At 60.4% G+C, this 13,716-nt stretch carries 11 protein-coding genes and 1 pseudogene; 4 read left to right on the top strand and 8 right to left on the bottom strand.

Features of this window, described 5'->3' with window-relative positions; genetic code table 11:
* Window positions 1-19: 19 nt before the first annotated feature.
* The 4 genes and pseudogenes from BLV09_RS19700 to ctrA all read right to left on the bottom strand — a co-directional run bounded on the left by BLV09_RS19700 (window position 20) and on the right by ctrA (window position 2,644).
* Window positions 20-1,177 carry a glutathionylspermidine synthase family protein gene (locus BLV09_RS19700; protein ID WP_146688543.1) on the bottom strand — a complete coding sequence of 386 codons (1,158 nt, stop codon included), beginning with the start codon at window positions 1,175-1,177 and terminating at the stop codon, window positions 20-22.
* A gap of 9 nt (window positions 1,178-1,186) precedes the next feature.
* Window positions 1,187-1,399, bottom strand: a complete 213-nt coding sequence (locus tag BLV09_RS19695; RefSeq protein WP_146688542.1) for a hypothetical protein — start codon at window positions 1,397-1,399, stop codon at window positions 1,187-1,189.
* A 235-nt stretch (window positions 1,400-1,634) separates the two neighbouring features.
* Window positions 1,635-1,784: pseudogene (locus BLV09_RS19690) on the bottom strand (DUF350 domain-containing protein); the annotation flags it as partial.
* A gap of 158 nt (window positions 1,785-1,942) precedes the next feature.
* Window positions 1,943-2,644, bottom strand: coding sequence for a response regulator transcription factor CtrA (ctrA, locus tag BLV09_RS19685; RefSeq protein WP_007600544.1), 702 nt, complete (start codon window positions 2,642-2,644; stop codon window positions 1,943-1,945).
* Between the two features lie 365 nt (window positions 2,645-3,009).
* Between ctrA and fliI the strand changes: the two genes are divergently transcribed.
* From fliI to BLV09_RS19665, 4 genes are all read left to right on the top strand, one after another.
* Window positions 3,010-4,335: a flagellar protein export ATPase FliI gene (gene fliI / locus BLV09_RS19680; RefSeq protein WP_146688541.1), complete on the top strand. Its 1,326-nt coding sequence runs from the start codon at window positions 3,010-3,012 to the stop codon at window positions 4,333-4,335.
* 108 nt (window positions 4,336-4,443) lie between these two features.
* A complete protein-coding gene (fliJ, locus tag BLV09_RS19675; protein WP_100384067.1) occupies window positions 4,444-4,863 on the top strand; it encodes a flagellar export protein FliJ in 420 nt (139 codons plus the stop codon).
* 188 nt (window positions 4,864-5,051) lie between these two features.
* Entirely contained in the window at window positions 5,052-5,597 is a 546-nt protein-coding gene (locus tag BLV09_RS19670) for a sigma-70 family RNA polymerase sigma factor (RefSeq protein ID WP_100384066.1), read from the top strand.
* 3 nt (window positions 5,598-5,600) lie between these two features.
* Entirely contained in the window at window positions 5,601-6,464 is an 864-nt protein-coding gene (locus tag BLV09_RS19665; RefSeq protein ID WP_146691204.1) for an anti-sigma factor, read from the top strand.
* Between the two features lie 177 nt (window positions 6,465-6,641).
* Here BLV09_RS19665 and BLV09_RS19660 read toward each other — a convergent pair whose 3' ends face one another.
* The 4 genes from BLV09_RS19660 to BLV09_RS19645 all read right to left on the bottom strand — a co-directional run bounded on the left by BLV09_RS19660 (window position 6,642) and on the right by BLV09_RS19645 (window position 13,491).
* A complete protein-coding gene (locus BLV09_RS19660) occupies window positions 6,642-6,839 on the bottom strand; it encodes a hypothetical protein (protein WP_100384065.1) in 198 nt (65 codons plus the stop codon).
* A gap of 322 nt (window positions 6,840-7,161) precedes the next feature.
* Window positions 7,162-9,294: a flagellar biosynthesis protein FlhA gene (flhA, locus tag BLV09_RS19655; RefSeq protein WP_167558811.1), complete on the bottom strand. Its 2,133-nt coding sequence runs from the start codon at window positions 9,292-9,294 to the stop codon at window positions 7,162-7,164.
* A 1,888-nt stretch (window positions 9,295-11,182) separates the two neighbouring features.
* Entirely contained in the window at window positions 11,183-11,455 is a 273-nt protein-coding gene (locus BLV09_RS19650; protein ID WP_100384062.1) for a hypothetical protein, read from the bottom strand.
* Between the two features lie 665 nt (window positions 11,456-12,120).
* A complete protein-coding gene (locus tag BLV09_RS19645; RefSeq protein WP_146688539.1) occupies window positions 12,121-13,491 on the bottom strand; it encodes a transposase in 1,371 nt (456 codons plus the stop codon).
* Between the last annotated feature and the right edge of the window lie 225 nt (window positions 13,492-13,716).

Below are 13,716 nucleotides of genomic sequence, written 5' to 3'. Positions count from 1 at the left end.
CAAGCTCTTTAGGCAAACTCTACAAGATCGCGTGCGGCAAAAACCGTGATGTGTTGCCGGTGATCGGATTCTCGTCCTCGCGAATCGACAGGCCGCAGGGTACGTGGTCGATCAACCAGCTTCCCAGCACAGGAAGTTGCCTGGAAAATTCAGGCAGCGGTGCAAAGGCCTGACGAATAAATCCTTCGGCGCCATATGGCCCCTGCTGCTCGACCACGGTAACGCCCGCGCTGATCAGCGCGACGTTGGCTCCTTCACGCGAATAAAGCGGCTTGCGCACAAAGGAAGCGCCGAGCTGTGCAGCGTTGGGGTCATCCTCGAAAAAAGCCGGCAGCAGATTGGGGTGACCCGGAAATATTTCCCATAGCAGTGGGAGGATGCCCTTGTTGGACAGGATTGCCTTCCACGGCGGCTCGATCCAGCGCGTCGGCGCAGCCATGAGCCGCGCGCCAAACGCGTCGTGAAACATCCATTCCCAGGGATAGAGCTTGAACGCAAGTGCGATCGGTCGGTTGTCGAGATCGACAAAATGGCCATCGTCGCGCAGCCCGATACCCTCGATATCGATCAACGTGGTCGGCAGGCCGGCCTGCCTTGCAGTGTCCTCGAGATAGGCGAGCGTGCCGGCATCCTCGGCATTTTCAGTCATTCCCGTCAGATGCAGGTGGCGGCCGGCACCGAGCTTTCTCCACGCGTCGATCAGGCGCTCATGGATAGAGTTGAACTGGTCGGCGCGCGCGGGAATGATTTGCCGCTCGATCGCCTGCTCGAGCCAGGTCCACTGAAATACCGCCGCCTCAAAGATCGAGGTCGGTGTGTCCGCGTTGTATTCGAGCAGCTTTGCAGGACCTCGCCCGTCAAAACTGAGGTCGAGCCTGCCGTAGAGGCTGGCCTCGTCGCGGTGCCAGCTTTCCGAGATCAGCGGCCAGAATGCTTCCGGTATCTTCAGTCGCCGCAGATATTTTTCGTCGTCGATCGCGCGGCCGACAAGTTCGAGGCACATGGCGTCGATTTCAGCCGTGGGTGCTTCGATCTGGCCTTCGATCTCCTCGAGGGTGAACGCATAATAGGCGCGCTCGTCCCAGTAGCGCTCGCCGTCGATGGTATGAAAATCGAATCCGCATTCCTCGGCGGTGACGCGCCAATCGTCTCGCTCGGGGCAGGCGATCCGCCGCATCGACGCTTGCTAGCCGCCACCGTGCGCGTGGCCGTGGCTGTGGAAGGAACGCGGCGTGCCACCGAAGCCGACATAGATCGCGCGGCAATAGGGCTCACCGTTCGGGCCGGGCACTGCCGTAAGCCCGGGACCGCAGTCCGTTCGCCGCACAAACCCCATTGATACGGTGCCGATGGTAGCCGTACCCATCATCGTCAGGACCACGCGGCGCGAGCGTTTCATGATGCGGCCTCAGGCTTTTGGTTTGGCGATCCGGCGTCACTATTCAGGCACGTTCTGCCTGGACGAGACAAGTAAAAGGCGGTCGTTTTGCGGCGTCGTGCGGCGCTAATCCTTCGCCGTCAGCCGCCGACGGAAAAATGCCCCGAGAAGGCGCGCGCAAACGAGCCGAACCCACCGCGCGTGACGCTGTGTGAGGAGGATTCGGAGGAAGTGCCCGACGAAGATTGGCTTGATGAGCGGCGGCCGGATCGTTGTCGCGGATCAGCTTGAACTCATCGTGCGGCGTGACGCGGGTATGGACGAACAGGTAGGCGACGACGGCAACGATGCCGGTGCAAAAATAGACCAGAAACGCCGGTAATCCGGCCAGTGATTGAAGGATCATTTGAAAGCGCGCCCCCGTTTTCAAGACCGTACGTTCGCACAGTCCGTCTGTCGGCGCACACAGCTCAAGCGTTCAATCCCCAAAACAAAAACCCCGCCATTTGCGGCGGGGTCCAGTCTGGGAGGAATGAGCCTTGCGGCTCGCCGTAAACCTGTGAATCAGGCGGGAATGCGCTCTTCGACCTCGTGCGGCTCGCGCAGCACATAGCCGCGGCCCCAGACGGTTTCGATGAAGTTGCGGCCTTCGGAGGCGTTGGCCAGCTTCTTGCGCAGCTTGCAGATGAAGACGTCGATGATCTTCAGCTCGGGCTCGTCCATGCCGCCATAGAGATGGTTGAGGAACATTTCCTTGGTCAGCGTGGTGCCCTTGCGCAGGCTGAGCAGCTCCAGCATCTGGTATTCCTTGCCCGTCAGATGCACGCGCTGGCCGCCGACCTCAACCGTCTTGGTGTCGAGATTGACCACGAGATCGCCGGTCTGGATCACCGACTGGGCGTGGCCCTTGGAACGGCGCACGATCGCATGGATGCGCGCAACCAGTTCGTCCTTGTGGAAGGGCTTGGTCATGTAGTCGTCGGCGCCGACGCCGAGACCCTTGACCTTATCCTCGATGCCGGCGAGGCCGGAGAGGATCAGAATGGGTGTTTTGATCTTCGACACCCGAAGCTGCTTGAGGACGTCGTAACCCGACATGTCAGGCAGATTGAGGTCGAGCAAGATAATGTCGTAATCGTAAAGTTTTCCGAGATCGACGCCTTCTTCTCCGAGATCGGTCGTATAGACGTTGAAACTCTCGGATTTGAGCATCAGCTCGATCGACTGCGCGACGGCGCTGTCATCTTCTATCAGCAATACGCGCATGCCAGTCCCCTATAGTCGCCGCCCCGGGCGTCAGGTCGGCCGCACTTGCGGCACTCAAAACGCCTTTGCACAACTGATTCGGATCCTGACGACATATGGTTAACAAAATCTGATTCGGGTACGCAAGCTCTTGCCGTGCAATTTTTTTCGAATCGCCTTAAGATATTGCGTCGAACCAGTTTTTTGTATCCGCTCTCGTTCAAGTTCCACATTAAGAGACGGGCCTAACCGACTCCTGCGACTCTACCTTCTTCTGACGGTCGAGCGCTTTCAGTCACCAAAGACAGTGACGCAATGATTAACGATGCGGGTAAACACGAAGTTAAGGGCTAAGCCTCAATGCGTCGAAACTTAAGGTTTTCGCAATGAAGGCGCTCGCCCAGCAGATCGCCGACATTGATGGCGTCAATATTTATGGCCGCGTGGTCGGCGTGCGTGGCCTGATGGTCGAGATCGCGGGACCCATTCATGCGATGTCGGTCGGTTCCCGTATCGTGATCGAGACCGGGGGCGACCGCTTCATACCCTGCGAAGTGATCGGTTTCTCCGGCAACAACGCCGTGGTGATGCCGTTCGCCGGCCTCGACGGCGTCCGGCGTGGTTGCCGCGCGGTCATCGCCAATGCCGCAAGTCAGGTTCGGCCTGCGCCATCATGGCTCGGTCGAGTCATCAACGCGATGGGGGAGCCGATCGACGGCAAAGGGCCCCTGGTCCAAGGTCCGTCGCCGATGCCGTTTCGAAATTCGCCGCCGCCGGCCCATTCGCGCAAGCGCGTCGGCAAACCGCTCGATCTCGGCGTACGGTCACTCAATACGTTTCTGACCTGTTGCAGCGGCCAGCGGATGGGCATCTTCGCCGGGTCCGGCGTCGGCAAGTCGGTGTTGTTGTCGATGCTGGCGCGCAATGTGGCCGCGGATATCACCGTCATCGGTCTTGTCGGCGAACGCGGCCGCGAGGTGCAGGAATTCCTGCAGGACGACCTTGGCGACAAAGGGCTGGCGCGCTCCGTCGTGGTGGTGGCGACCTCCGACGAGCCTGCCTTGATGCGCCGGCAGGCCGCCTATCTGACGCTGGCGATCGCCGAATATTTCCGCGATGAAAACAAATCCGTGCTGTGCCTGATGGATTCGGTCACGCGTTTCGCGATGGCGCAGCGCGAAATCGGCCTGTCGGCGGGCGAGCCTCCGACCGCCAAGGGCTATACCCCGACCGTGTTCACCGAATTGCCGAAGCTGCTCGAGCGCGCCGGGCCTGGGGTAGGTGTCGGCAGCATCACGGCCATCTTCACGGTGCTGGTGGACGGCGATGACCACAACGAGCCGATCGCGGATGCGGTCCGGGGCATTTTGGACGGCCACATCGTAATGGAGCGGGCGATCGCCGAACGCGGACGTTTTCCCGCGATCAACATTCTCAAGTCGGTGTCCCGCACCATGCCGAAATCGGCCGACCCGGCCTTTCTGCCGACGATCATGCGGGGCCGCCGGGTGATGGCAACCTATGCCGACATGGAGGAACTGATCCGGCTGGGCGCCTATCGGGCGGGGTCGAGCCCCGAGGTCGACGAGGCGATCCGGTTGCATGAGCCGCTGGAGGGGTTTTTGCGCCAGGCCAAGGACGAAGTGGCCACGCTGAACGACGGTTATCGGGGACTTGAGAAAATCCTCGGGAGTTTGGAAACGGAACGCTAACTTTGTCAGGCCATCATCCCCGTCACACAGTAGAGATGCCGGTGGGGCCCCTCGGGGGAGCCGGCTCTGTCCCGCGTTCAGATCGGGACTTCTGGGGAGTATGAGTCGATGAAGTCACGTGAAACGCTCATCCGCCTGAAGAAATTTCAGGTCGATGAAAAGCGTCGCAGGGTCGCTCAGATCGAAGGCATGATCGCTGATTTCCAGCGCATGTCGGTCGACCTCGAGCGCGAAATCCAGACCGAACAGGAGCGCGCCGGGATCAACGATCCCACGCACTTCGCCTATCCGACCTATGCCAAGGCTGCGATCCAGCGGCGGGAAAATCTGACCCGGTCAGCCGACGAGCTGCGCATTCAGCTTGAAGACGCCAAGGGCCTGCTGGGAGAGGCTTTCGAGGAGCTCAAGAAAGTCGAGCTCCTGGACGAGCGCGACCAGGCGCGCGAGCGCGCCGAGGAGAACGCCCGCGAACAGGCCGATCTCGACAGCATCGGGCTGATGCGCTCGCGCATCGGGGCGATCGCCTGACGCTTTCGTCGGCCGTTTAAAAAATCAGAGAGCCCGGACCGTGAGGTCCGGGTTTTTTGTTTGATGTCCACGGGCCGATCGTCGGCGACTTGGTGGACCAAATCGGCGCGAGGTATGATACGACGGTTCCGGAATGCTGCTTCGGTCTACAAAGGCGATGGCACATCGTGAGTTCAGAAGGACACTGAATGCTGACGCCGGCTGAGCTGGTCTGGCTGATTGCCGCTGTAGCGAAGAGGGATGAGGCCGCTTTCGAGCGCCTCTATGCGGCCACGCGATCGAAACTTTTCGGCGTGGTGCTCCGTATCTTGCGCCGACAGGATCTCGCGGAGGAGGTCATTCAGGAGGCTTACGTCAAGATCTGGAATAGTGCCGGGCAGTTCAATCCCAACCTGTCGTCGCCGATCACGTGGATGGCGTCCATCGCGCGAAACCGCGCCATCGATGTCGTGCGCAAGCGCAGCGAAACCTCGATCGAAGAGGAGCCCGCGGCCATGGAAGTGGCTGCAGACAGCCCCGATCCGCTCGCGCGCCGTGAAATGACCGAAGAGCTGAAACGGTTGCTGGAGTGCATCGGACGGCTGGAGCCGGACCGCCAGAAGCTCGTGCTGCTGGCCTACTATAACGGCTGGAGCCGAGAACAATTGGCGGCGAAGTTCGAGACGCCGGTGAATACCGTGAAGACCTGGCTGCGCCGCAGCATGATGGATATCAGGGAGTGCCTTGGACTTTAAATGATGGCCCACAGTGAAGACCATATCGCGCTCGCCGCGGAATATGCTCTCGGCACGCTTGATGTCGAAGAGCGGACAGTGGTCGAGGCCATGATGTCCGTCGACAAGGACTTTGCGGCGATGGTGGAAGCGTGGCAGCAAAAGCTCGGCGCGCTGAACCAGATGGTCGGATCGGTCGAGCCGCGGCCGGAGGTCTGGGACAAGATCAGAACAGCTGTCGGACTTTCCGAGCATCGCGCTCGGCCGGTGCTGCCGCAGACCCCGCTGCCGCCAGCCGCTTCCGAGGTCGATCGGCCTGTTGCTGCGGCGGACATTTCCAACGTGATCCGGCTCTCGGCCCAAGCCCGGCGCTGGCGCAATGTCGCGACGATCACCAGTGCGATCGCTGCCGCGCTGGTCGCCATGATCGCGGTCGGGATTTATCAACCGGATTTGCTTCCCGCCGGCCTTCGTCCCAAGCCGCAGACGCAAGTGGTCGAGGTGGTCAAGGCGCCTTCGCCAACGCCACCCTCGGCCCAATATGTCGCCGTGCTGCAGAAGGATGGCGGGGCGCCTGGGTTCATTCTCACGGTGGATGGGGCGACCAAGAGTTTTACCATTCGCAAGGTTGGCGCCACCGCTCCGGACCCCGGCAAGAGCTTTGAGCTCTGGCTGATTTCGGACCGGTTGCCGCGGCCGCGTTCGCTGGGTGTGATCGGCAGCGGCGACTTCACCGCGCGCCCGGTGCTTGCATCCTATGATACCGACATCATCAACGCCGCGACCTATGCGGTGACGGTCGAGCAGGCGGGCGGATCACCGGACGGCAATCCGCATTCGGCGCCCGTCTTTACCGGCAAATTGATCGAGACCGTGCCGCCGCGCTGAGCACCACGGCGTCTGCTTCATCTCTGAGCAGCGAAATCCAGCCGTCCCCGAAAAGAGAAAACGCCCGTGGGGAGCGGGCGTTTTCGGTAGTCAACTTGGGGGTAGTTGGGGTCTTCTATATATCCACGTGGCGACTTTGGGGGGCTGGTAAAGAGCCGCGTGAATTCACAAAATTCGTCAGCGAACCACCGCTGTATCTGAACTGGTCATCGTCACCGCCTTTCCGGCCTTCATGACGCGCGCGGTCTGGGTATAACCATCATCCGTGCTGCGGGCCGAGATGCCGAAACCAGCCACCGCGATACCGGCAACGAGAGCCACGACCACGATCTTCAGGTGGGTCGTACGATCCGCGCTGTAGATCGAATGGTTCATCGAAGTCTCCTGCCGTCCACTGTGCCTCTCGCGGATTGGTGTTTCGCGTCCGCGGACAGGTTCAACAACTCAGCCATCCAAACGTGGTGATTCGCCTTTCCGTTCCAAATAGGCGATCACAAAGCGGTGAAAAGACGTGAACGCCCGCGAGGTCACAGACCGTTTGAGCGGCCGAGCCTGACAAGTATTGCAATTATTACAATGTATTATTGGTTCGTCGGCATCTGGCTACCCAAAATGGGTCCCGGCTGGCCTCAGCTCACAAATCGTTTGCCTGTGGCGGAAAAGCCCCGTCGCGGGGTGCTTCGGCGGGGCGGGTGAACTAGACGCTTCCAACCGTCTTCAGGCGTGCCCGCGGATGGATTTCCGCCTGCGACAGCACGGTGGTTTGCGACCTGAAACGCTCCACCAGCGAGCGGACGTAGGGCCGGATCCCCGCCGACGTCACCAGCACCGGCGCCTCGCCTTCGCGGGCGGCCCGCTCGAAGGCATCGCGCACCACGGTCATGAACTCGGACAGTTTGGAGGGCTGCATCGCGAGGCTGCGTTCCTCGCCCTGTCCGATCAGCGACTCGGCAAAGACCTGTTCCCATTTCGCGGAAAGCGCGATCAGCGGCAGGTAGCCATTGTGAGAGGTGTTTTGCGCGCAAATCTGCCGCGCCAGGCGAGCGCGAACATGTTCGACCATGGTTGCCGGGTTGCGCGAGAACGCCAGCGCGTCGGCGATGCCTTCGAGGATGGTCGAGAGATCGCGGATCGAGATGCGTTCACCAAGCAGGAGCTGCAACACGCGCTGAATGCCCGAGATGGTGACCAGGCTCGGCACGATGTCCTTGACCAGTTCGCCTTGCTCCTTCGGCAGATCCTTCAGGAGCTTTTGCACCTCGCCATAGGACAGCAGGTCCGACATGTTGTTCTTGAGCAGCTCGGTGAGATGGGTCGAGAGCACCGTTGCGGCGTCCACCACCGTATAGCCCTTCAGCGATGCTTCTTCCTTCAGGCTCGCGTCGACCCATGTCGCCGGCAGTCCGAAGGTCGGCTCGGTGGTGTGGATGCCGGGCACGGCGACCTGATTGCCACCGGGGTCCATGACCATGAACTGGTTCGGCCAGATCCGTCCCGTTCCCGCATCCACTTCCTTGATCTTGATGATGTAGGTGTTCGCTTCCAATTGCACGTTGTCGAGGATACGCACGGCCGGCATCACGAAGCCCATTTCGACCGCCAGCGATCGGCGCAGCGCCTTGATCTGCTCGGTGAGACGGTCGGTCCCGTCAGGGCCGTTGACCAGCGGCAGCAGCGCATAGCCGAGTTCGATCTTGAGGTCGTCGATCTTCAGCGCCGTCGCAATCGGTTCTTCGGCGGCGGCCGCGGCGGCGGCGGCCGCGGCGGGAGCGGCTGCCGCAGTCGCCTCGGCCGCCTTGGCGGTACGCTTCTTTCCCTGCGCCCACCAGGCGAGCGCGCCCGCGCCGCTGCCCAGCAACAGGAATGGAAGCATCGGAATACCCGGCAGCATCGCCAGCACGAGCATCACGCCCGACGACATGCCGAGCGCCTGCGGATAGCCGGAAAGCTGCTTCATCAGCGCCTTGTCGGCGGCGCCGCTGACACCGGCCTTCGAGACCAGCAGGCCGGCCGCGGTGGAGACGATCAGCGCGGGAATCTGGGTGACCAGACCGTCGCCGACGGTGAGCAGGGTGTAGGTTTGTGCGGCTTCGCCGAAGCCGAGGCCTTGCTGGGCCACGCCGATAATGATTCCACCGATAACGTTGATGAAAACGACGAGCAGGCCCGCGACCGCGTCGCCTCGCACGAATTTCGACGCACCGTCCATCGCGCCGAAGAAGCCGCTTTCGTCTTCCAGCGCCTTGCGGCGCTCCTTGGCGACCTTCTCGTCGATCAGGCCTGCGGAGAGATCGGCGTCGATCGCCATCTGCTTGCCGGGCATGGAGTCGAGGTGGAAGCGCGCCGCGACTTCGGCGATACGGCCCGAACCTTTGGTGATGACGACGAAGTTGACGATCACCAGAATGGCGAAGACGATAATTCCGATCACGAAATTACCGCCCATCACGAAATTGCCGAAGGCCTGAATGACGTGGCCCGCGGCGTCGGTGCCTTCATGGCCGCGCGACAGGATCAGCCGCGTCGATGCGAGGTTGAGCGACAGCCGCAACATCGTCGAAATCAACAGGATGGTCGGGAACGACGAGAATTCCAGCGGCGCCTGGATGAACAGCGACGTCATCAGGATCAGGATCGACAGCGTGATCGAGATCGCCAGAAACAGATCGAGCACGACCGAGGGCAGCGGCAGGATCAGCACGACCAGAATGGTGAGGACGCCGAACGCCAGCCCGAGGTCGCCGCGCTTTAAGAGCCTGACGATCTCGCTGAAGCTGGGAATTCCGATCTTCGGCGCCCCTGCGCCCGCACCTGCTGTGACATCAACCATGCTTGCGGTATCCCCCCGCGTTTGACGCCAGCGGGCGCCAAACGACTGAGCGGCGGCCGAAAGACCACCGTTTCGAAAGTGAGGCACCGCACTGGCGTCCACGGGAACTCCCGTTTTACGCGGCTGACGACACTCGACTTCACTGGGCAATTTTTGCCCAGTTTATGGTTAGGAAAGGGTTAACGAGCAGCCTTTCAGGGTGAGCTTGAAAGCGCAGACCCGGAATCTCGGAGTAATCGGATCGGATTCTGTGTTCGCTGCCGGGCGGGCCCCGGAACGAGGACGCAGCTTCGCGATCCCGCGGCGCGATGCCCGGGTTGTGCCTGGCCGTTTTCTCCCGGAAGCAGAGGGAGTGGGGAATGCCGGGTGTCGATGCACCCGCAGCCTCGTGCGCAAAGTAGTAAGCACACGAGTTAGCCACCGCAGGTTCACCGGAAACATCCCGGCATTCCCGCACGCGAAGGGTTTTACGGTTTACTCCGCGCTCTCCCCGGCGACGAATTCGTCTTGTCACCGTCATCGGCGGATTGAAGGTTTTGTCACGCCCGGTCGGGCCGACCAAACCTCCGCCGACTTGACACCAGCAACGGGTGCCAGGACCACACGGCTTCACCGTCTGCGAGCACTGCCGTTCGTCTTGCGCGCGCTTGATCGCTCACAGATCTGATCGATCCGCCCTGCAATCACGTTCACGCGCCCGGCGCTGCCGCGTCCACCGCATCCCATCCCAACGTCCGTGACGATCGCGATACGCCCCTTGTGGGGGATGGGACGGCGCGGCTTCTAGAGGTGATTTGGGTCCGGCGAGAAGGAGATTATTTTTTGCGAGAGGGGTGGACGAGCCAAATCATATTGAACCGGTTAAGGGAATCGACGTCTTCGCGCTTCCGCTTTCGGCGGGGCGAACTGGAAGCGGTCGGCAGACCACTCCTATTTCTTGCAGAGAATCCAGTCAAAAACACCATCGCTGGGCCGCGATTCCCAGCGACCCGCCACCTCTCCAGCGTGCATGTCGTATTGTGAAATGTAATGTGTGGCTACACCTGACGATGGATGCCAATGTGAATCTACTTGATCAACGTAGCCATGCGCGATGCATATCTCAGTGGCGGCTTTCGACTGGCCGCGTGCCGAGCAATCGTTCGACCCATCTATGTCTGCGCAGCGATCGACATTTTCTCCCTGCACTTTGGGATTCTCGATCCGTGCGGGGCTACTCTGAGCGAATGCAACCGCGATCGCACCGATTGAGAACCATATTGCCAAACAAATCAAAGCTCGCACGTCACCCTCCCTAGTTGTCGCCATTCTATCTGAGCGGTCGATGGCGCGGTAGCAGCACCGGAAGGTGGAGAGCGCCCTTCCAGCGGGCGGGGAGTGATTGAAGAGCCTGCGTTAAGGATGTCTGTTGTTGGGCACGTTTGAGACATGCCGATCCGCGGCCAATGTCCGCTCGTAGGAGAAGATCAGAAGTGATCGGCGAATCGTCAAATCGAGGCGAATGACCCAAATGAGACATCGAATGGTTCTATGCGGTCGTGGCACAATGTGAATGGAGAGTGTCCTAGTTCACTTTGGACACAAACCATTCCATTGGATCGACACCGCGCTTCCATTCGAAGTCTGCTCGGCGGAGTGAGGTCTCCAGATCAATTGAGCAGAGACACCCGTTCATGTCGTGTTTGCTCGGGTCATCCACCCAAACCAAATTATCATATCCTCCCAACAGTTCGACAAGTTGGGCCGGTGATCGATACTCGCGGTTCGAATAAAAGACCGAGTTGCACATACCCTAAATTACCACAAAGGCCGCCTCAGTTGGAGAGTTCTTTCATGCCATGCCCAAGGCTGACCCGCAGCAGACGTTCGGCAGGAGTGGTCCCCTTTGCTACGGAGCCGTGCCAAGTGCTCTTATTGATGCGACGACCGTCATGGCGCGCTCGGGATCAAATCGGCCGAAGCCCATGTGAACAGATTCGGCCCGTTCCAAATATTTCGTCAGATCGGTGTCCGTCGCATTATCGCGAACCATGGCGGCGACCGTGCCAACGTAGCTATCGTATTCATCGGCGGGGCACCCACCAATCGGATCCCATTGCTGGTTCAGAATATCTCTGATCCGACCGCGCCAGATGCGAGAAGCTTCTTTGTCTATGGGCATCTAGACTCGCTCAATCGGAGCTGACGTAACAGGACCGGGCGCAACTCGAACGTCCTTGTAGGCTGACCAAATTGCACCGAGTACAGCTTCGTCCGACGACGTGACCTCATAGAAAGTACTGTCTATCGCGCGGATGTTGACCCATGTGTCGTTCTGCTCTGGGAGGGTCGCAACGAATTGCCCCCAAATGACCTGCCATGCTGCGTGAGCGGCCTCCGAGAGCGTAACACCGCTAACCGACAAGCCATTGGCCGCGAGTACCTCTAGCGCGTCCTGTCCCGGTTGGACTGCCCCCGTTCTCATAAATTCATCGTAGAAGCGGCCAAGGTCCGGGTGATTTATCCTAACGGGCGAAACTCTCCAACTGGCTTCGAGTGAGCGAGGAGCAAGCAAATCGATTAGGTCGCTCAAGTCGAGCGCCAACACCCCATCGCGGTAGTCGTAGATGCGCAGTGTTGTCATGCGGTATCTCGTCCAACTCTTGCTTAAAGCCGTGCGGATTAATGGCTCCCTGAACAGACTAATAAAATGCGATCTATGGCGCGAGGTCTGTTCTTGGCGGATTTTGTTGCGGAAGTCGGCTGCTGTCGACGGACTGCGGCCATCTCGTTATGGGCGGCCGGCTTTGATCCGCCGACGCTGACGGCCTCTACGCAACTCCAACGCTACGCAATGCACAGAGCCCGAGTGGGTGGTGGCCGCGTGACCAGCGATGCAAGCCGTCGCAGGTTCTGAGCGATGGCGGCCAGAACAAACTCGTCCTGTGCGCCTCGCGGGCCACGCAGCCGGAGCCGACCGAGCTTCAGGATGCGCTTCAAGTGTGCGAACCTCATCTCGATCTTCTTGCGCTCATACCGCGACCGTTCGAAGCCGTCGGTGCCAGCCAGCGACCGGGCAACGTCTCGGGCACGCTCGTGGATATCGCGCGGGATCTTGCGTGATGGTTCCTTTGGACAGCACTGCGGTTTGAGCGGACATGCATCGCAGTCGAGCTTGCTTGCGCGATACAGAAGGGTCTTGCCCTCGTGCACGGTACCGCTCGTTCTGAGCTGCTTTCCGCCCGGGCAGTGGTAAAGGTCGCTGGTCGAATCATATTGAAAGTCGTTGCGCGAGAAGGTGCCGTCGTCCCGCTTCGACTTGTCGTTCACCGGAATATGTGGCGCGATGCCCTTCGTCTCGACCAGCCAGTTCAGCATCGGTGCCGCCCCGTAAGCGGTATCGGCAGCCAGCCGCTCTGGCTTGAGACCGAAGCGCTCTTCTGTCCGTTCGATCATGGTCCTTGCAGCGCCGACCTCGGCCTGGCGAATGGCGCGGGATGCCTCGACGTCAACGATGACGCCGAACTTCACGTCGATGAGATAGTTGTCGGAGTACGCGAAGAATGCCGGTCCCTTGTGGGCGCCGGTCCACTGAGCCGCGGGATCGGAAGGCGAGACGAACTTCGGCACAACGTCGGTTGCTGCTCCCCATGCCGTGTCGTCGAGGGTCGTCAGATACTCCTTCACCGCGCGGCTGGACCTCGCCGGATCGCGATCCCTGCGCCAATCCCCACCCGCGATCGAGCGCTGCTTGTTGGCATCGGCCTGGATCAGGCTCGCATCGACGGCAAAGGCTTTGCCACCAACCAGACCAGCTGCAATGCACGCCTCGACGACCCGCTCGAACATACGACGGAAAACATCTCCCTCGCGGAAGCGTTCGTTGCGGGCGCGCGAGAACGCCGAATGATCCGGGACAGCATCCTCGATCCCGAGTTTGCAAAACCAGCGATAGGCGAGGTTCACCTGTACTTCACGACAGATCAGCCGCTCCGAGCGGATCGCAAAGACATACCCAACGACCAGCATCCGGATCATCAGTTCCGGATCGATCGACGGGCGACCCATGGACGAATAATGAGGTGCAAGTTCATTGCGAAGCCAGGAAAGATCGAGAGCAGCATCGATCTTCCTCACCAGGTGATCTTCGGGAATCGCGTCGCTGAGATGAAACTCGTAAAACAGTTGACCTTGGTCACTCTTCAGACGGCCCATCATGGATCGACCTCGCCGCGATTCGCGTCAACACAACGGAATCACGCTTCCTGCCCTGTCTCAACCGACTTCCGCAACAAAATCGGCCCAAAGCGGCGGTCCCGAAATGTCTGCTCTCGCGCCGCTGTTGGGGGCTAAACGGAAATCAGCCCCCCTCTGATTTATGTGTGCAAACCGGCTGAAGTGGTAGGCAATTTTGCCTAGCCTAATCTTCCTCAATCAAGGGGA

The organism is Bradyrhizobium canariense (assembly GCF_900105125.1).
Lineage (GTDB): Bacteria > Pseudomonadota > Alphaproteobacteria > Rhizobiales > Xanthobacteraceae > Bradyrhizobium > Bradyrhizobium canariense_A.
This window is presented reverse-complemented; position numbering and strand designations above follow the sequence as displayed.